The 19799-nt window shown below is 59.2% G+C and carries 17 protein-coding genes; 3 read left to right on the top strand and 14 right to left on the bottom strand.

The genetic code is table 11. The features are described 5' to 3' along the window. Positions 1-15 precede the first annotated feature (15 nt). Positions 16-1575 (bottom strand): AmpG family muropeptide MFS transporter, encoded by a 1560-nt coding sequence (locus DJ564_RS07200; RefSeq protein ID WP_109628264.1) that lies wholly within the window; start codon positions 1573-1575, stop codon positions 16-18. Positions 1576-1619: 44 nt separating this feature from the next. After that, positions 1620-1973: an MGMT family protein gene (locus DJ564_RS07205; RefSeq protein WP_109628265.1), complete on the bottom strand. Its 354-nt coding sequence runs from the start codon at positions 1971-1973 to the stop codon at positions 1620-1622. 162 nt (positions 1974-2135) lie between these two features. Between DJ564_RS07205 and DJ564_RS07210 the strand changes: the two genes are divergently transcribed. Further along, entirely contained in the window at positions 2136-3143 is a 1008-nt protein-coding gene (locus DJ564_RS07210; protein WP_109628266.1) for a DUF481 domain-containing protein, read from the top strand. Between the two features lie 229 nt (positions 3144-3372). On the opposite strand, the gene DJ564_RS07215 is transcribed toward DJ564_RS07210, so the two are convergent. Beyond that, positions 3373-4698: a toxin-antitoxin system YwqK family antitoxin gene (locus tag DJ564_RS07215; protein WP_256597479.1), complete on the bottom strand. Its 1326-nt coding sequence runs from the start codon at positions 4696-4698 to the stop codon at positions 3373-3375. Positions 4699-4830: 132 nt separating this feature from the next. Beyond that, positions 4831-5040: a cold-shock protein gene (locus DJ564_RS07220; protein ID WP_002554837.1), complete on the bottom strand. Its 210-nt coding sequence runs from the start codon at positions 5038-5040 to the stop codon at positions 4831-4833. 354 nt (positions 5041-5394) lie between these two features. Here DJ564_RS07220 and dcd point away from each other — a divergent pair, with 354 nt between their 5' ends. Together dcd and DJ564_RS07230 are read left to right on the top strand one after the other, a co-directional pair. Then, positions 5395-5961 carry a dCTP deaminase gene (dcd, locus tag DJ564_RS07225; RefSeq protein ID WP_010462661.1) on the top strand — a complete coding sequence of 189 codons (567 nt, stop codon included), beginning with the start codon at positions 5395-5397 and terminating at the stop codon, positions 5959-5961. A gap of 106 nt (positions 5962-6067) precedes the next feature. Next, complete coding sequence (locus tag DJ564_RS07230) at positions 6068-6277, top strand: hypothetical protein (RefSeq protein ID WP_109628267.1); 210 nt, start codon at positions 6068-6070, stop codon at positions 6275-6277. 57 nt (positions 6278-6334) lie between these two features. Here DJ564_RS07230 and pdeM read toward each other — a convergent pair whose 3' ends face one another. The 10 genes from pdeM to DJ564_RS07280 form a co-directional block, all read right to left on the bottom strand. Beyond that, positions 6335-6991 (bottom strand): ligase-associated DNA damage response endonuclease PdeM, encoded by a 657-nt coding sequence (gene pdeM / locus DJ564_RS07235; RefSeq protein WP_109628268.1) that lies wholly within the window; start codon positions 6989-6991, stop codon positions 6335-6337. Beyond that, positions 6991-9477 carry a ligase-associated DNA damage response DEXH box helicase gene (locus DJ564_RS07240; RefSeq protein ID WP_109628269.1) on the bottom strand — a complete coding sequence of 829 codons (2487 nt, stop codon included), beginning with the start codon at positions 9475-9477 and terminating at the stop codon, positions 6991-6993. Before DJ564_RS07240 ends, pdeM begins: the two co-directional genes overlap by 1 nt. A gap of 180 nt (positions 9478-9657) precedes the next feature. Then, positions 9658-10422, bottom strand: a complete 765-nt coding sequence (locus tag DJ564_RS07245; protein WP_109628270.1) for an ABC transporter ATP-binding protein — start codon at positions 10420-10422, stop codon at positions 9658-9660. Between the two features lie 13 nt (positions 10423-10435). Then, on the bottom strand, positions 10436-11554 hold the full coding sequence (locus DJ564_RS07250; protein ID WP_109628271.1) for a succinylglutamate desuccinylase/aspartoacylase family protein: 1119 nt from the start codon (positions 11552-11554) through the stop codon (positions 10436-10438). Between the two features lie 22 nt (positions 11555-11576). After that, positions 11577-12287: an ABC transporter permease gene (locus DJ564_RS07255; RefSeq protein ID WP_109628272.1), complete on the bottom strand. Its 711-nt coding sequence runs from the start codon at positions 12285-12287 to the stop codon at positions 11577-11579. Next, on the bottom strand, positions 12284-13012 hold the full coding sequence (locus DJ564_RS07260; RefSeq protein ID WP_109628273.1) for an ABC transporter permease: 729 nt from the start codon (positions 13010-13012) through the stop codon (positions 12284-12286). Before DJ564_RS07260 ends, DJ564_RS07255 begins: the two co-directional genes overlap by 4 nt. Before the next feature lie 56 nt (positions 13013-13068). After that, positions 13069-13851 (bottom strand): transporter substrate-binding domain-containing protein, encoded by a 783-nt coding sequence (locus DJ564_RS07265; protein WP_109628274.1) that lies wholly within the window; start codon positions 13849-13851, stop codon positions 13069-13071. Positions 13852-14168: 317 nt separating this feature from the next. Continuing rightward, the gene (locus tag DJ564_RS07270; protein ID WP_109628275.1) at positions 14169-15857 is read right to left on the bottom strand and encodes an ATP-dependent DNA ligase; all 1689 of its coding nucleotides are present in this window, start codon (positions 15855-15857) and stop codon (positions 14169-14171) included. Continuing rightward, a complete protein-coding gene (locus DJ564_RS07275; protein ID WP_109628276.1) occupies positions 15854-16888 on the bottom strand; it encodes a ligase-associated DNA damage response exonuclease in 1035 nt (344 codons plus the stop codon). The genes DJ564_RS07270 and DJ564_RS07275 overlap by 4 nt, the downstream gene beginning before the upstream one ends. Positions 16889-17152: 264 nt before the next feature. Continuing rightward, complete coding sequence (locus DJ564_RS07280) at positions 17153-19603, bottom strand: penicillin acylase family protein (protein WP_109628277.1); 2451 nt, start codon at positions 19601-19603, stop codon at positions 17153-17155. Positions 19604-19799: the final 196 nt, after the last annotated feature.

Below are 19799 nucleotides of genomic sequence, written 5' to 3' on the forward strand. Positions count from 1 at the left end.
CCTCTGCGAAATGTCCTACGATTCTTCTGCGACCTGGGTCGGCACCGGTTCGGGTGTCGGCGTCGGGCCCGCACGGCGGCTCTCCTGGAACCAGTGCAGGGCGATCAACAGCAGGGTCGGAACACCCAGCAGCGCCGTGATCAGGAAGAAGTTGTGGTAACCGAATTTCTCCACCATGACCCCTGAATAGCCGCCGATCAGGCGCGGCAGCAGGAGCATGATGGAGCTGAGCAGGGCGTATTGGGTGGCCGAGAATTTGAGGTTGGTCAGGCTCGACAGGTAGGCGACGAACGCCGATGTCGCCAGGCCCGAGCTGAAGTTGTCCAGGGAAATAGTCAGGATCAGCATGTTCAGGTTGGCGCCCATGTCGGCGAGCATCAGGAACAGCAGGTTGGTGCCAGCCGACGCGATGCCGCCGATCAGCAGGATCGGCAAGATACCGAAACGCACGATCAGCAAGCCGCCCATGCCGGCGCCGACCAGGGTCATGATCAGGCCGAAGATTTTGCTGACGCTGGCGATCTGATCCTTGGTGAAGCCCTGGTCGATGTAGAACACGTTGGCCATCACACCCATGACCGTGTCGGACATGCGGTAGGTGGCGATCAACCCGAGCAACAGGAACGCCTGCCAGCGGTACCGCAGAATGAAGTCGTTGATTGGCGTCAGCACCGGCGCCAAGCCACGGCGTCCCATGGCCGACAGGCACATAAACGTAAGCGTGGTGTAGAGGATGGCCCGCAGGAAGGCGCGGTCTTCGAGCAGCAGGTCGAGCGGGCTCACGCCTTCGAACAGCACGCTGGCGAAATCAGTGTTGTAGAGCTGGGTGAACATGGCGGGCACGGACACCAGCAGCACGATCAGCACGAATACCGACATCAGTTGATGCATGAAGCTGTAGCGACCGGCTTGAAGTTGGGTGCGCAGGGGCACGGGCGGTTCGCGCATGAACAGCGTGGTCAGCAGTGCCGGAACCATCAGGGCGCCAAACAATACGTAGGTGCCGGCCCAGGCCGAATGCTTGTAGTTGAAGCCGGTGGAGCCGAAGCCTTCGGCAAAGAACAGCGCGCCGGCCGTCGCCAGCAATGCGGCGATCCGATAGCCAGACATATAGCTGGCTGCGAGCGCGGCCTGACGAGTGTCGTCGGCGATTTCCAGGCGATAGGCGTCAACCGCGATGTCTTGCGTCGCCGAGGCGAAGGCAACGACCACGGCGATGGCGATCAGCCAGGACAAATGCTTTTGCGGGTCGCAGAAACCCATCCCGATCAGGCCGAGGATCACCAGAGCCTGGGACAGCACCAGCCAGGAGCGTCGTCGACCGAGCTTGCCGAGGAATGGCAGGCGCCATTGGTCGAGCAGCGGGGACCAGACCCATTTAAAGGCATAGGCCAAGCCGATCAGGCTTGCATAACCGATGGTTTCGCGGGCCACACCGGCCTCACGAAGCCAGACGGAAAGCGTCGAAAATACCAGCATGTAGGGCAAGCCGGCGGCGAAACCAAGCAACAACAACACAAGCGTCGAGGGGCTGGCATAGGCGGCGAGCGCGGCGCGCCAGGTTTTAGGGGGCATGGGCTGGAGTCTGCCTCAAGAATTACGGAAACAAAGCGCGCACTCTAACCGCTGTGCTCTACCGGGCGCCAGCCATGGCGCTGAATATCAACACGATTGTTCAGGATACTGACACCTTCGGAGCGCAATCGCGCGCGCTGTTCATCCCCCGAGGGACTGCCCACGGGCAGGCTGATCCGGCCACCGGCCCCCAGTACGCGATGCCACGGCAGTTTAGTGTCGCCGGGCAGTTGGCTTAATGTGCGTCCGACCCAGCGCGCGGCGCGGCCCAATCCGGCTAGCTCGGCCAGTTGACCATAGCTCACCACTTTGCCCTCGGGCACCTGCGCGAGTGTCAAGTAGAGCGCCGTGCGTCGAATTTGCGCCGCACTTTCGGTTTCAACGGTTGGGTCGGTCACGTCCGTGGTTCCTGAAAAGGTCGCCTTACCGTTTGTAGAGTAAGTCGTGGATTGGCAATTGAGAAATGAACTCAATAGAAATAGTCGGGTCAGTCCTTGCTAGGGTCTTATTCTCAGGGATAATGCCGACTTTTTTTCGCAAACTTGAGCCTGTATCTGCTTATGGTGTCCAGAACCCTGCTGTGCCTCGCTGTCCTCAGTGCCTCCACGCCGTTGCTCGCTGATACCGTCTGGTTGAAAAACGGTGACAAATTGAGCGGCAAGATCACGCTGTTCGATGGCGGTAAATTGCTGATCCAGACCGAGTATGCCGGTGCGGTCCCGATCGACTGGAAACAGGTCAAGACCCTGGAAAGCGATCAGGAATTGTTGGTCAAGCAGGATGCCTACACCGGCGAGAAAGCCAAGTCGCTGCATGCGGCAGACGATGGCAAGGTGACGCTGGAAAACGGCGAGGCACCCAAGACGGTCGAGTTGGCCAGTATCCAGCAGATCCTCAAGCCCAAGCCGGTGGTCGAAGACCTTGTGTGGAAGGGGAATATCGACGCGGCGCTGGATTACCAGCGGGCGGAAAAAGATACCGATGACTACGACATCGACTTCAAAACCACTGCGCGCCATGGCAAATGGCGTCATATCGCGGAAGGCGAGTACAACCGCGAATTCCAGGATGACGTGGTCACCACTGATAACTGGCGGGGCGAATACTCGCTCGATCGCTTCCTGACCGAGAAATGGTTCTGGCAAGGTCGCGCGGTCTATAAACGTGACAAGGTTGAAGACCTCTCCCGTCAGCGCACCGTGGGTACCGGTCCGGGTTACCAGTTCTGGGATAACGAGCTAGGCGCATTCTCCCTGGGCTCGCTGGTCAACCGTACGGACTATCAGTTCTCCGACGGCAGCAAGGAAAACTTCTATTCCCTGGCGATGAAGTGGGATTACAACCGTTACCTGATCGGCAAGAAGGTTGAGTTCTTCACCAATGGTGAAGTGGGCAAGCCGCTGTCGGGCGTGGCCGATTACGCGCTCGATGCCGAAATGGGCTTGCGCTACAAAGTCACCGAGTGGGCATCGCTTAACCTCAAGGCTGAGCGAGATATCATCAGCGGCACCGACGATGCCGATCTGGACAAGACCCGATACACCGCAGGGTTTGGCGTAGCCTGGTAAAGGCCGCTATCGCTTCCAAGCAAAGCCCCGCAATCAATCTGGTTGCGGGGCTTTTTTCGTTTGTCGGCAGTCAAGTCGTCTGCATTTTTTCAATGTTTAGAGTGAATGAATTATCAGCTTCTGTCCGGTCGGATGCATTCACCCTGGCGGACGCCGGCTTCGTACCGACATTCAAAGCTAAGGCTTCCGTCTCTTTTCCAATATTGACTTAGTCCATGAGGATTATCGTCTAACTGGGTGAGGAAGATGCTAGTTGGCCGTTTTCGTGCCAGGTCAAGGCGAGCCCTTGTAATTTGTCGTCCTTGTAAATCTTATGATTCTTTAGCTGGCCATCTGCATACCATTCCTTGAAGTCGCCCTGTTTTCTATTCTGTTCATCCCATTGCCATTGAAATGTTTGCACACCCTGCTCGTTCCATCTGGCATAGCTGCGCCTGGTTTCATTCTGATAAAACGCCTTTTCTTTCGTTTTTCCGCTAAGGAAGTAATCGACCAGCCAGCCGTCAGGGCTACCGTCCAGATAGTTTCTGGTGGTTTCGATGGCACCGTTTTCAAAGTATATGGGGCTCGGGCCTTGAGCTTTACCCGCGACGAACATAGTGCTGCTTTTGAGCTGTCCGTTTGGGTGGTAACTCAAAGCGGGACCATCCCAGGCATCATTTTTGTAATTGGTGCGGCCGATCAGTGCACCGTTTTCGTCGTATTCGAGGTATTCGCCATCCACCCGCTTGCCTTGGTGCCAGTTGTACGACTCTGCGATCTTGCCGTTGTCGTGATAAATGGTCTGCCAGCCTTCCAGCTTGTTGTTCAGATAGTTTTCACGCTTGATGACGATACCGGTTTCGGATTGTGTCAGGGCCTCGCCTTGGCGCAAACCATTTGCGTCGTTCTGCTGGATCCGGCGGAGTTTTCCGCTTGGGTAGTACGCTTTGGAGGTGAGGACAGGGCTGCCTGAAACAAAATCCTCTGCGTCGACAAAATAGTCGCGACGTAGGGTTTGGGTGTCGACGTAGAAGACTTCCGCTTTCCATGCCTTCTGGTCGGCGTCGTAGGGCATTGGCATCTTCAAATAGAAGGATGCTTGGTCCTTGCCGATAGGCGCAAAACGCTCGTCTAGGTAGAGCTTGCCATCAACCAAAGGGTTCATCAGATCGCCACATTCTTCCGATGTGCAAGGACGCACCTTTTCAAAGAAAGCACGTTTGCGTTCGCAAGTAGAAAGCGTAATTAATAGTGGGATCTTCTGGTCGATCAAATCCTGGATTTCACCGAGTGCGCGGCGAAACGACTCGCCAGGGATGCCGAGTGACTCCGGAGTAAGGTACACCTCATTACTCCCGCAAGCGTGAGGAGTGGAAAGTGTTAGGAGTGCGGCTGCTCTGAGCTGAATAGAGGAGTGACCATTTACTTCAGGACCCTTCGCCAAATAGGTTGCACGAGGGTTCATGCCGACGATCACTGTCGGGTGGTCGGTGGGGCTTTTTGCGTGGTTTGTGAGAGGTTGCGCGAGAATTAGGAGCGCGGCACTGAATAACTTCCAGGAGATGAATTGCATCCTGCTACTTCCATGTGATTTTCCAGGGCGCGAATCATATAGAGGTGAAGCTTAGATAGGGCGATGCAAAACATTCGGGCACAAAAAAGCCCCGCTTTTGAGGGCGGGGCCTTTTACTAAAGCAAGTACAAGTTAGATAACTTGAACTTCTTCAGCTTGCATGCCTTTCTGACCGCGGGTAGCGATGAAAGAAACCTGTTGGCCTTCTTTCAGGCTTTTGAAGCCGTCGGATTGGATAGCTTTGAAGTGAACGAACAGGTCGTCACCGGATTGTGGAGTGATGAAGCCGAAGCCTTTTTCATCGTTGAACCACTTAACGGTACCAGTTTGGCGATTAGACATGGTGTAACTCCTTGAACAAAGATAACTGCGACGCAGGAAGAACCCTGGCCGAGACTGAGTGCAAAGAGCAGGAAAAATTCTTGTAGATGGTTGGATCGAAATTCAACATATCGTGTAGAGATTCTCAGTGACACAAGCAGCACAGTGGCGCCACCTTAACCCTTTTTCCGGAACGTGCCAATGCTTCCTGCGAAGGTTTCTCTGTTTTCATGACTGACGGTGCATCGATTTGTGGTGAAGGCCCAGTTATCACGGGGGATCGGCGAGAATTGTGCCCCGGACTTTGAACCCGGAGCGCGCGCCCGGTAAGATGCCGGACAGAATTTTTCCACCTCGCTATTCAGGACACCCGCCATGAGCATCAAATCGGACAAGTGGATTCGCCGCATGGCGCAAGAGCACGGCATGATCGAGCCGTTCGTCGAGCGCCAGGTGCGCGGCAGCGACGATAACCGTGTGATCTCTTACGGCGTGTCGAGTTACGGCTACGACGTTCGTTGCACTAGTCATTTCAAGGTGTTCACCAATATAAATTCGGCCATTGTCGACCCGAAAAATTTCGACGCCGGCAGCTTCGTCGACATTCATAGCGACGTCTGCATCATCCCGCCGAACTCTTTCGCCCTGGCCAGTACCGTCGAATACTTCCGTATTCCGCGCAACGTATTGACCATCTGCCTGGGTAAAAGCACCTACGCCCGCTGCGGCATCATCGTCAACGTCACCCCGCTTGAGCCTGAGTGGGAGGGGCACGTGACCCTGGAGTTCTCGAACACCACTAACCTGCCGGCGAAAATCTATGCCAACGAAGGCGTGGCGCAGATGCTGTTCCTTGAATCCGACGAAGAGTGCGAAGTGTCCTATAAGGACCGTGGCGGCAAGTATCAGGGCCAACGTGGCGTGACTCTGCCACGCACCTGATCCATTCATCTGGCAGGTCGCGGGAATTCTTCAGCGGGTAGACACTCTATTGGGTGTACTGCCCGGTTCGCGTACAGCGGACGGGGCCATCGCTCAGGAGTGCTTTATGAAGATCGATCCGCAAATAAGTGCCGAACTGGCAAGGCTTGAGCCCAATCAGATTGGCGTGTTGGCCTGGTCCTTGTTGGCACATCCACCTATCAGCATGGCAGGGGGCATCCCCGGCCAGCCTGATCCCGATACGCCCAACGAGCAACCTACCGAGCCTGGTGAGCCCACCCTGCCGGATGAGCCGCCTCCCGCGCCCGTAGCGTGATCTGCCGTATCTGCCGTCGAAAATGAAATGGCCAGTCAGCTGTAGTCCCTGAAGACTTCAGCTGACTGGCCATATTTCGTTGTCGCCGATGACAAAAATCCTGCAGCTGTCGTTCCGATCGACCTGATACCCACCAGTGAACGCGCCAAAAGCCGGAAGCAGGCTGACCTGCTCCCCCAATCTGAAACACGCCAGGCGCAAACGCTGCCGACCTCTGCCGTTCAGCCGATAGACCGGATGCACATGCCCTGCGAGCACATGCCGCTGCGGATGTGGATCGGGCTCATGTTGCAAGGCAAACGGCCCAAGCAACAACGGCTCAGGCACCACGCGTATGTGCAACGAGGCTGGCGGGTCCCCGGCGCGTTTGTCGTGGTTGCCGCGGATCAGCGTCATCGGCAGGTCCGGGTGCCGCGCCCGCCAATCCGCCAGTGCGCTTAACGTGCCGGTGGCATGGGAGCCAGGTCCGTGCAGAAAGTCCCCCAGGAAAATCAGCTGACGGCAGGGCAGAGCGGCCAATAGCCCGTCCAGCACTGCGACATTGCTGGCAGTGGTGCCATGGGGCACTGGCTGACCCAGGCTTCGATACGCCGCCGCTTTACCAAAATGCACGTCGGCGATCAGCAGGGCTTGTTGCGCCGGCCAGTAGATGGCTTTTTCCGGCAGCAACCACAGTTCTTCACCGGCCAGTCGCACGGGATAGGGCGTACTCATCAGGGTTTCCCGGTTTCGGCGGTTTTCTCAAGGTCGGTGACCATGCGGCGGATACGGTCAGCGAGTTTTTCTGAGCTCATGCTTTCCCGCATGCGCTCAACCAACAGGGGAAACCCCAATGGTGTAGGACGTTTCAGGTGATGCAGGTCCAATTTCAGCTGATTGATGCGTGCCAACGTCTGTTCCAGGCGGTGAATATCCAGTTCTTCCCGTAGGACTTCTTCTCCGGCCTGAGCCAGTAACAGATTCCCCGCGTCGTACTGCTTGAACACCTCGAAGAACAGTCCGCTGGAGGCTTGAACCTGCCGCGTGCTTTTCGGTGTTCCGGGGTAGCCGGCAAACACCAACCCGGCAATTCGCGCGATTTCCCTAAAGCGACGAAGCGCGAGTTCGCCGGCATTCAAACTGGCGAGCACGTCTTCCAACAAATGCTCGGGACTCAACAGTCCGGGGTTCAAAACTTTCGACCAGTCCACAGCCGTGGCGCTGAGCAATTCCAGACCGTAATCGTTGACCGCGATGGAAAACGTTACCGCCTGCTGCTGGCTGACCCGCCACGCGAGCAAACTCGCCAGCCCCAGATGCACTTGGCGTCCGGCAAAGGGGTAAAGGAACAGGTGCCAGCCTTCGCGGGATTTCAGCGCTTCGGCCAGCAACGACTTCGAGGTCGGCAGCCCGGACCAGCGCTGTTGCACCTCCAGCAGTGGGCGCAACGCTCGCATTTCCGGGCCAATGAACTCGCCTTGCTCTGCCGCGCTGAAACGCGCGACCACCGCCTGCGCCAGTTCGTTGGAAAGGGGCATCCGCCCGCCATTCCAGCGCGGCACCGCGGCTTTTTTCGCGGTGCTGCGTTTGACGTAAGCGGTCATGTTTTCCACCCGCACCAACTCCAGCAAGCGCCCCGCGAACAGAAAACCGTCGCCCGGTTTGAGCCGCGCAATAAAGCCTTCTTCGACACTGCCCAACTGCTTGCCACCACCACCCTTGCTCCAGAATTTCAACTGGATGCTCGCATCGCTGACGATGGTGCCGATGCTCATGCGATGGCGGCGCGCCAGCCGCGCATCCGGTACGCGCCAGACGCCCTGCTCATCAGGCTCGACCCGGCGGTAATCCGGGTAGGCTGTCAGAGAAAGTCCGCCATGGCGTACGAACGCCAGCACCCAGGTCCAATCCTCCACGGAGAGGTCTCGATAGGCCCAGGCGCCACGGACTTCTTCATACAATTCATCGGGCACAAACCCACCACCCAACGCCATGCTGACCAGGTGCTGGACCAACACATCCAGCGGTTTGTGCGGCGACTGGCGAGGCTCGATACGGCGTTGCTCCACGGCGTCTTGAGCCGCCACTGCTTCGATCAGTTCCAGGCTGTGAGTCGGCACCAGCGTCACCCGTGACACACGCCCCGGTGCATGACCGGAACGCCCGGCACGCTGCATCAGGCGCGCCACGCCTTTGGCCGAGCCGATTTGCAGCACCCGTTCCACTGGCAGGAAATCCACCCCAAGGTCCAGGCTTGAGGTGCAAACTACCGCTTTAAGCTGACCGTCCTTCAGCGCCCGCTCGACCCAGTCGCGGGTGTCTCGCGACAGTGAGCTGTGATGCAAGGCGATCAACCCGGCCCAATCGGGGCGCGCCTCGAGCAAGGCCTGATACCAGATCTCGGATTGCGCGCGGGTGTTGGTGAACACCAGGCTGCTGGGGCTGGAGTCTATTTCGGCGACAACTTGCGGCAACATCTTCAAGCCAATGTGCCCGGCCCATGGAAATCGGTCGATGGCCGGCGGCAGCAAGGTGTCGACTCGCAGTTCCTTGGACGTCTGCCCCTGAACGCTGATGCCGCCACCCTGTGGGATCAATACCTGTTCGGCGTGGGCCTGATTACCCAGCGTCGCGGAAACGCCCCACACGATCAGCTCCGGATTCCACCGACGCAAACGGGCGAGAGCGAGTTGCAGTTGCACGCCGCGCTTGTTGCCGAGCAGTTCGTGCCATTCGTCGACCACCACCATGCGCAAGGTCGAAAGCGCGGTTTGCGCATCGGCACGGGCGAGCATCAGGGTCAGGCTTTCGGGTGTGGTGATCAGCGTGGTGGGCAGGCGCCGGCTCTGACGCGCACGTTCGCTGCTGCTGGTGTCGCCGGTGCGCAGGCCGACGCTCCACGGGATCTGCAGGTCTTGCAGCGGCGCTTCCAGGGCGCGAGCGGTGTCGGCGGCCAAGGCACGCATGGGCGTTATCCACAGCACCGTCAGCGGTTCGGACAGCGGTTTGCGTTTGCGAGGGGGGTCTACAGGAGCGATCGACTTGGCGAAGCGATTGAGCGCGGCAAACCAGACTGCATAGGTTTTACCGGCACCGGTGCTGGCGTGGAGCAACCCGGATTCACCGCGTTTAACGGCCGTCCACACTTGCTTCTGGAAGGCGAACGGCTTCCAGTCGCGGGCGCTGAACCAGTATTTTGCGTAGTCGGGGAGGGATCCCATGCCGGCGGTGTGCGCTCTGAAAGTGTTCTTTCAGTGACCGCGGCGGAATGTAACAAGTTTAATTGCTTTGTTTTTTGTGGGAGCGGGCTTGCTCGCGAAAGCGCTGTAACAGACACATCGATGTTGAATGTGCCATCGTCTTCGCGAGCAAGCCCGCTCCCACAGGGTCTTTGTGTTCTGTTATTTGAGATTGCCGCTGAGGAACTGCTTCAACCGCTCGCTCTTCGGATTGCCCAGCACGTCTTCCGGCGCGCCTTCTTCCTCGACCAGGCCCTGATGCAGAAACAACACCTGGCTCGACACCTTGCGGGCGAAGCTCATTTCGTGGGTGACCATGATCATGGTCCGGCCTTCTTCAGCCAGGCCCTGGATCACTCGAAGCACCTCACCCACCAACTCCGGGTCGAGTGCCGAGGTCGGTTCGTCGAACAGCATGACCTCCGGTTCCATGGCCAATGCGCGCGCAATCGCCACGCGTTGCTGCTGGCCACCGGAAAGAAACGCCGGGTATTGATCCGCTACCCGTGCCGCCAGGCCGACCTTGTCGAGATAACGTCGCGCGCGGTCTTCGGCTTCCTCTTTGCTGCAACCCAGCACCCGGCGCGGGGCCATGGTGATGTTTTCCAGCACGGTCATGTGGCTCCACAGGTTGAAGTGCTGGAACACCATGGCCAGGCGCGTGCGGATTTTTTGGAGTTCATCGGGATCGGCCACGTGCATGCCGTGACGATCCTTGATCATGCGGATGTTCTGGCCATCCAGTGTCATGGCGCCGTCGTTGGGTTGCTCGAGAAAGTTGATGCAGCGCAAAAAGGTACTTTTGCCCGAGCCGCTGGCGCCGATCAGGCTGATGACGTCGCCTGTATTGGCCTTGAGTGAAACGCCTTTGAGCACATGATGATCGCCATAGCTTTTATGCAGGCCTTCAATGGTCAGTTTGTACATGGGGCATGCATCCTCAAGGCGAAAGTAGGTAGCCGCTGCGATAGGCCTCGGTGCCCGCGACGTGCGCGATCACCATGCCGGCAGTGGCCATGCGCCGCAGCGAACGGGCGTACATCAGGCCGGCGGCGGTGCAATGAACGGGGGTGACGCGATCGTTGATCGGGTCGATGATTTCGGCGATCAGTTGCCCGGCCTCGAGGTATTCCCCCGGCAGCGCGGTGAACACCAGCAGGCCGCCCACCGGTGTCGACACCGGCTCGACGCCGGCCAACGGTGTGGCGGGGTAGGGCAGCTCGGGTAATGGCGCCGGTTCGCCGGCAATGGCGCCGAAGTGAATCAGGTAATCGATCAGCGCCTGGCAATCGAGGCTGGCCAGGGGGTGATTGACGTCGCCCTGGCCACGCAATTCGACGGTGACCGAAAAGCTGCCGAGCGGAATGTTGAATTGTTCGCCGAAACGCTCTTTCAACTGCCACCACAGCAGGGTGAAGCATTCATCGAACGACTGACCGCCGGAATCGGTGGCCAGCAGGCTCGCTTCCGCGCCGATGTAGCGCGCCAAAGGTTCGACCTGGGGCCAGGCTTCGGGGGTGGTGTAAAGGTGGGCAACCGCTTCGAAATCGCAATGCAGGTCCAGCACCACGTCCGCATCGCAGGCCAGTCGTTGCAGGGTCAGGCGCTGGGATTGCAGTTGCGTGCCGGCAGTCTGCGCCGCCAAGGCATTGCGCAGGCTGGTGCGGATGAGTTCGAGGTTGTGCTGCGGATCATCGCCAAGCTGGCCTTCGATCTCGTTGCCCACCGCTTCGCTCAAGTCGACGAACCAGCGATTGAAGTTCTGCCCGCTTTCCAGCTCGTAGCGGCCCAGCGGCACGTCCATCAGCACTTGTTCCAGGCCAACCGGATTGGCCACTGGCACCAGCACGATTTTACTGCGCAGGCGGCCGGAGGCTTCAAGTTCCGCCAGACGCTGCTTGAGGTGCCAGGCCACCAGCATGCCGGGCATTTCATCGGCGTGCAGGGACGACTGGATGTAGATCTTGCCTTTGGCCGACGTCGGGCCGAAGTGGAAGCTGTGAATCTGTCGAGCGGTCCCCGGCAGCGGGGCCAGCAAGTCATGTATCTGGTGGCGCATGTTCGTCTCTTTATTCCTGGTCCTAGTGGGTCGGCCCGAGGAACGCCAGCCATCGGCGTTCGGCGAGGCGGAACAGGCCGACCAGCGCAAAGGTAATTGTCAGGTAAATCAGCGCGGCGATGCCGAACGACTGGAAAGTCAGGAAGGTCGCCGAGTTGGCGTCCCGTGCGACTTTCAGGATATCGGGGATGGTCGCGGTGAACGCCACAGTGGTCGAGTGCAGCATCAGAATCACTTCGTTGCTGTAATAAGGCAACGAGCGACGCAGGGCTGATGGCATGATCACGTAGGCATACAGCTTCCAGCCTGTCAGACCGTAGGCCTTGGCCGCTTCGACTTCACCGTGGGCCATGCTGCGGATCGCCCCGGCGAAAATCTCCGTGGTGTAGGCGCAGGTGTTCAGGGCGAAGGCCAGGATCGTGCAGTTCATCGCATCGCGAAAGAACGCATCCAGTACCGGTTGTGCACGTACTGCGGCCAGGCTGTAGATACCGGTGTAGCAAATCAGCAGCTGGATATACAGCGGCGTGCCGCGAAACAGGTAGGTGTAGAACTGCACCGGCCAGCGAATGTAGAAATGCGGCGACACCCGGGCGATGGACAGCGGGATCGACACCAGGAAGCCGATGACGATCGAGGCGGTCAGCAGCCACATGGTCATGGCCAGGCCGGTGATGTTGTAGCCGTCGGTATAAAGGAAGGGTTTCCAGTATTCCTGCAAGAGTTCGATCATCGTACGGCCTCCCGGGAACCGGCGGCGTAGCGGCGTTCGAGCCAGCGCAGGACGAAGTTCGAGGCGCTGGTGATGGCCAGGTAAATCAGCGCGGCAAGCACCAGGAAGTAAAACAGTTGATAGGTGCTTTTACCGGCGTCCTGCGCAGCCTTGACCAAATCGGCGAGGCCGATGATCGATACCAGCGCGGTGGCCTTGAGCATCACCATCCAGTTGTTACCGATACCCGGCAGGGCGAAACGCATCATTTGCGGGAACACCACGATTCGAAAACGCTGGCCGCGTTTGAGGCCATAAGCGGTAGCGGCTTCGACCTGACCCCGAGGCACCGAGAGAATCGCCCCGCGGAAGGTTTCAGTGAAGTACGCGCCGTAAATGAAGCCCAGGGTGATGACCCCGGCGCTGAACGGGTTGATCTCGATGTATTCCCATTCCATGAAATCGGTAAACGACGTCAACCAGGTTTGCAGGCTGTAGAAAATCAGCAGCATCAGCACCAGGTCCGGCACGCCGCGAATCAGCGTGGTGTAGATCTGGGCCGGAACCCGCACCAGTTTGACTTTTGACAGTTTGGCGGTGGCGCCGAGCAGGCCGAGCAATACGGCCAGCAGCAGCGACAATGCCGATAATTTGATGGTCATCCAGGTGCCTTCCATCAGCAACGGACCGAAGCCCTTGAGGCTGAAGGCTGAGAGCCCCAGGTTTTGTAATAGGTTTTCGAACATAAATCAGCAACCTGATCGGGTGAAAAAAGCGCCCATCGCGAGATGGGCGCCGGGCATTATTTGCCGCTGTACAGATTCAGATCGCCAAAGTGTTTCTTCTGAATGGTGGCGTAGGTGCCATCGTCGTGTAACGCTTTGATACCTTTATTCAAAAGTTCTTTGAGGTCTTTGTTACCTTTAGAGATACCGATAGCTGTTTTGGACGGCAGCAATTCGCTGTCAACTGGCTTGCTGACTTCGTAGCCTTCACCCTTCGGCGACTTCAAAAAGCCCAGTTCGGCTTGCAGCATGTCCTGGATCGCTGCGTCGAGACGACCCGACATCAGGTCGGAATACACCTGATCCTGGTTCTGGTAGGCCTGGGTTTTCACACCGGCCTTGTCCAGCACGGCCTTGGCGTAGGCTTCCTGGATGGTGCCTTGCTCATAACCGACAGTCTTGCCCTTCAGCGAAGCCACGTCTTCGCTCAGGCCGGAACCCTTCTTGAACACGTAAGCGGTTGGACCGGAGAACAGCTCATCGGAGAAGTCGATGACTTTTTCGCGGGCCGGGGTGACGGTCATCGAAGAGATCACACCGTCGAATTTATTGGCCTTCAGACCCGGAATCATGCCGTCGAAATCGCTTTCGACCCATTTGCACTTGACCTTCAGCTCGGCGCAGATCGCGTTCCCCAGATCGATGTCGAAGCCCACCAGGCTGCCGTCGGCCGCTTTCGACTCAAACGGAGCATAGGAAGGGTCAACGCCAAAACGCAGTTCTTTGTATTCCTTTGCCATGGCGGAACCAGCAGCCATGCACAACGCCAGTGCAGAAAGGGTCAGCAATGCTTTTTTCATTATTCAATCCCTAAGAACCAATATGAGCGCTTGTGGCGCAGAATTATTGTTACTGGAAAGCGTAAGACCTAATGAAAGTAGCAATTTCCGAACCAGAGTCCCGAACAAGCGTTTAAAAGGTGATACAAGAAGTGGCAACAGGGGATTTGTGCACGAAATCGGGCGTCGAAAAATAGCTGCACCAAATCAGGTCATGGAGACGCAAATCCTGTGGCGAGGGAGCTTGCTCCCGCTGGAGCGCGAAGCGGTCCGCTGTAGAAAATTTGCGACTGCTTCGCAGCCGAACGGGAGCAAGCTCCCTCGCCACAAAGGTTCTTTCAGCCCAACAAATCCTGCAGCGTTGCGAGGTTGTCTGCTTCTTCCACCGACTTGTCCCGCCGCCACCTCAGCATCCGCGGAAACCGCACGGCAATCCCGCTCTTGTGGCGTTTCGACAGGGCAATGCCCTCAAATCCCAACTCAAACACCAGGCTCGGTTTCACACTGCTCACCGGCCCGAATTTCTCCACTGTGGTCTTGCGCACGATGCTGTCGACCTGACGCATTTCCTCATCGGTCAGCCCGGAATAGGCTTTGGCGAACGGCACCAGGGTTCGTTCGCTGGCGTCCGGCGGGCCGTCCCAGACCGCGAAGGTGTAATCGCTGTAGAGATTCGCCCGGCGACCATGGCCTCGCTGCGCATAAATCAGCACCGCGTCGACGCTGAAGGGGTCGACTTTCCATTTCCACCAGACGCCCATGTCCTTGGTCCGGCCGACGCCATACAGCGCATCCCGGGCCTTGAGCATCATGCCTTCGACGCCTAGGCTGCGGGAGGCTTCGCGTTGTTTGGCGAGGTCAAACCAGTCTTCGCCGGTCAGCACCGGTGAGGTGAGTAACACCGGGTTGTTGCAGGTGCCGACGAGTTGATCGAGTTGAGCGCGGCGTTTGGCCTGAGGCTGACTGCGCCAGTCCTCGCCTTGCCATTCCAGCAGGTCGTAGGCGAGGACCACTACGGGCACTTCTTCGAGAATTTTCTTGTCCAGGGTTTTGCGGCCGATCCGCTGCTGCAACAGGGCGAACGGCATGACCGCGGGAGCGGCCGGCGATTGCGGGTTGAAGACATCGTCAGTATTCGGTCGAGGAGTTTTCCAGGCGACGATTTCACCATCGATCACTGTCCCGTCCGGCAAACCGTGCAACAGGCTGTCGAGTTCGGGAAAGCGCTCGGTCACCAGTTCTTCGCCGCGTGACCAGATCCACAGGCGCCCCTCACGCTTGACCACTTGAGCGCGGATGCCATCCCACTTCCATTCCACTTGCCACTGGCTCGCCGGGCCGAGCACGGCTTCGAACTGCTCGACCGGTTGTGAGAGGGCGTGGGCCAAAAAAAACGGGTAGGGCTGGCCACCGCGTTGGGCATGTTCGTCGGACGATTCCGGTGCGATCAATTTCAGATAATTGGCCGCGCTCGGACGATTCGACAGGTCGGTGTAACCGACCAGCCGCTGGGCCACGCGTTTGCTGTCGAGCCCGGCCATGGAGGCCAGGGCACGGGTTACCAACAGCTTGGAAACCCCGACGCGGAAACTGCCGGTGATGAGTTTGATGCAGAGCATCAGGCTATGGCGATCCAGTTGCGCCCAGAGCGCGGGCAGTCGCTCGACGAGGACTTCCGGGGACTCACCGCGCAGTGGCAGCAGCTTGTCTTCGATCCATACCGCCAGCCCGTCGGTGGAGCTGTGCAGGGTTTCGGGCAGCACCAGCGAAATCGTTTCCGCCAGATCGCCGACCGCTTGATAACTCTCTTCGAACAGCCAAGGCTCAAGTCCGGAAAAATCGACCGCCAGCTCACGCAGCACGCGTACCGGCACCAGTTGCCGTGGGCGTCCACCGGACAAGAAGTACACCGCCCACGCGGCGTCTTCGGGGGCGGCCTGGGCGAAGTAGGATTGCATCGCAGCCAGTTTGGCATTGCTTGAAGTGGTAGCGTCGAGTTCGGCATACAGCTCGGCGAATGCCTTCATGACAGCACCTCGGCGGTCTCGGGTTCGACGGCGGCGTTGTCGTCCTCATCGTCGCCATACTCCGTGCTGAAACCCATGGCATCGAGGCCTTGTTCGCGCAGATGACGCACCAACACCCCGACCGAACCGTGGGTGACCATCACCCGTTCGGCGCCGGTCTGTTCGATGGCCCAGAGCAGGCCCGGCCAGTCGGCGTGGTCGGACAATACAAAACCGCGGTCGACACCGCGTCTGCGCCGCGTGCCGCGCAAGCGCATCCAGCCACTGGCGAAGCCATCACTGTAATCGCCAAACCGGCGCATCCAGGTGCTGGCGCCGGCCGATGGCGGGGCGATGACCAGCGCCTTGCGCATCATCGGGTCGCTTTTCAGAACATCGCCGGCATAGATCGTGGGCGGTATAAAAACGCCGCTGTCGCGATACACCCGATTCAGTGGTTCGACGGCGCCATGCACCAAGATGGGGCCGAGACTGGCGTCGATGCCGTGGAGAATCCGCTGGGCCTTGCCGAAGGAATAACAGAACAGGACGCTGGTTTTGTCGACGGAGGCATTGGCCTGCCACCACTGATTGACCTCGGCAAAGACCTGCGCCTGGGGTTGCCAGCGATAGATGGGCAGGCCAAAGGTCGACTCCGTGATGAAGGTATGGCACTTCACCGGTTCGAATGGCGTGCAGGTGCCGTCAGGCTCGATTTTGTAATCCCCGGAGGCCACCCAGACTTCGCCGCCGTATTCCAGGCGAACCTGGGCGGAGCCGAGGACGTGGCCGGCGGGGTGAAAACTCAGGGTGACACCGTGGTGCTGCAAGCGCTCGCCATAGGCCAGGGTTTGCAGGTTGATGTCCTGGCCCAATCGCGCACGCAAAATCCCTTCGCCGGGCGCGGCCGCCAGGTAATGCTGGTTGCCGGTACGGGCGTGGTCGCCGTGAGCATGAGTGATGACCGAACGCTCGACTGGCCGCCACGGGTCGATATAGAAATCGCCGGCGGGGCAGTACAAACCTTCAGGACGCGCGATAACAAGATCCATGTTGTTACCAAAATGGGGGGACTTGTTAGCTATGAGGTTTGCGCGAAGCCAGAAGTTCTATCGAGATTTCAAGGATGAGTAAGATCCCAGTGTGGGGCAACTGTGGCGAGGGGGCTTGCCGGAACGCCGCATCGCCCCGTTCGGCTGCGAAGCAGTCGTAAACCGTTGAGTGCGGTTTGACTTTGAAATGCCGGGGCCGCTTCGCGACCCAACGGGGCAAGCCCCCTCGCCACAGGTCGCTCCCACATTGGGTCGGTGGTGACGTTACTTGCCGGGTGTCAGGGTCAATCGAGTTTTGCCATAAACCTTGTCAAAGTTCTGCGGCTGCATCGGCAGGCTCATGTATTGCCCCTTCAGCCATGGATCAATGCTGTCGAGATAATTCGGGCTCGCCGGGTTGCTGGACTGACCGGTGCCGTTCTGCCCCATCAAAGGCTCCGCCTGGCCGAAATCAACGATAAAGCGCATGGCCGGCGCCAGCGTGGTGTTGAAGTCCTGACCCCAGGTGAACGCCGCCGTGTTCAGCGTCGTGTGATCGCCCCCCGCCGCCAATGGACCGCGAACTGTCTGGCCATTGGCATTCTTCCATTCATAGCGGTGCAATTTCCCCCACTGCCAGGCTTTGTGATCGCCGCCCAATTGGCTATCACCGGCGCTGATCGCCGCCGCCAGACTGCGGGCGAGGATCGCCGGCTTGTCTTCTTTCTGCGGCGTGCGCGCGTCATCCCAGAACGGACTGTCTTCACGGCCCAGCAGGTGATCGGCCTGCGCGGCGTAGGACAACTTGCCGTTGGCGATAAAGGCTTTCCACGCCGGGCTGCTTTCCGGGCCCAGTTCGTCGAGGAAAATCTGCTTGGTACTTTCCTGCAGGAACAGCTCGTAGATCGCCGCATCCGCGGAGGTCGGGCTGAGTTTGCCGTCGAAGGCCATCAAGCGGGTCAGCGCCTCGCGAGCCTTGCCGCGCTCGGCCACCGGCAGCGCTTCGATGGCCTGTTTGAGCGGTTGGGCCATGCCCGGGGCTTCAAACATTTTCTTCAGTTTGGCGGCGAACGTCGTGGTCTGGTCGTATTGCATCGCGATCACGCTGCGCGTGTCGTGTTTGCCCACACCCGCCAGTTCGGCCAGGCGTTCGCCACGCTCCGGCGCCGACCAGGAATTGGACAACTGCATGCCGTAGCCATGGGGAATGACCCGCTGGTTGGCGGTGCCGAGCCAGCCTTGGGCCGGGTCCTGGTCATACGGGTGGAGCATCGGGTCGGCGTAACCGTCCCAATCGTAGCGACCTTCCCAGCCCGGCGACGGCAGCAGGCCTTCACCTTCGCGACGGTTCGGGTAACGCCCGGTGACTTGCCAGCCGATGTTGCTGGCGTCGGCGAACACCAGGTTCAAGGCGATGGCGCGGATTTCGCGGCTGGCGTCCGAGGCTTTCTCGACGTTCTGCGCCCGGGACAGGTCGAAAAACGCGTCCAGGGTTTTGTCATCGGTGAAATTCGGCGTCTGCAAGGCCAGTCCGAAACCGTTGGCCAGTGTCGTGCCTTGAGCGCTGTTGAGCAGTGGACCGTGGCGGGTTTCGTAGACGACTTCGCGAATCGGCCGCTGGCCTTTGACGAAGTAGGTTTCGTTGCGCACGATCGCCGGCTGCCATTTGCCGCCGACCTCATACGTGAGGCCGTTGCCCTGGCGTTTGATTTTTTCCAGGAACAGGTCCTGGTTGTCGCCCATGACCGAGGTCATGCTCCACGCAACTTTGCCGTTGAAACCGCCGAGCACCATGGGCAAACCGGCAATGGTCACGCCGGAAGCCTGGTATTTCGGTGCGCGAATCTGCACGTAGCTGTACCACGAAGGCACGCCCAACGGGCCATGGCTGTCGCTGGCCAGCAGGCTTTTGCCACTGCGGCTGCGTTGCGGGCCGATGGCCCAGTTGTTCGACGAGGTAGCGCCCAGCAGGTTCAGGTCGGACAGTTGCGCGGTGGCTTTGCTGATGTCGGCCAGGCCCGGGATGGCGCCATTGAGCTTGATGCCCTGAAGTTTTTCGGCTTCGCCCTGCGGCAGTTTTTCGTCAGGCGCGGACGGCGTCAGCCAGCCGAGTTTGTCGGTGGTGACGGTTTGGGCCAGCATCAGCGCGGCAATTTCTTCCGGCAGGTTGGCGGACTGGCTGAAGTTCAGCAGGCAGAAAATAAGCGCCGAATCTTCCGGTTTCCAGTATTCGGGCTTGTAACCGGTGGCTGCGAGGTCGGCCGGCAGCTTGTCGCGGAAACGGAACAGGTAGGCATTAACGCCGCGCGCATAGACTTCGAAGAAGCGTTTGAGACGCGGCGAAGAGGCCTTATATAGCTCGCCGGCGCTTTTCTTCAGATTGACGGCGCGCATGTAGCGGTCGGCGTCCAGCGAATCCGAACCGGACATCTCCGACAAACGGCCCTGGGCCAACAGGCGCAAGGTCACCATTTGCGTGATGCGGTCGCTGGCGTGGACGTAGCCGAGGGCGAACAGGGCGTCGTGGAAGCTGTTGCTTTCGATCAGCGGCATGCCCATGGCATTGCGGCGCACCGAAACGTTCTGCGCCAGGCCCTTGAGCGGCTGCACGCCGGTGGTTGGCGGGAGGGTGTCCTGGGTGTTCCAGGTCTGACAACCGGTCAGGCTCAAAACACCGGCCACTGCTGCGGCAACGCCGAACCGGGGAAGAAAATGTGTAAGGGCTGGCGAGGCCATGGCAAAGCTCCTGCGGGGGTAGAGGCGCAATAAAGGCGCTACGTTAGAGAGCAGGAGGAGGGCGCGCAAGCGGGGTATCAGGTTATTTCGGGATTTGTCCGATAAACCAAAGGCCGAGATGGCTCTTGTGGCGAGGGAGCTTGCTCCCGCTGGTCTGCGAAGCAGACCCAAAACCCTTCACCGCGTTTTAACAATA

Origin of the sequence: Pseudomonas sp. 31-12 (assembly GCF_003151075.1) — a bacterium.
Lineage (GTDB): Bacteria > Pseudomonadota > Gammaproteobacteria > Pseudomonadales > Pseudomonadaceae > Aquipseudomonas.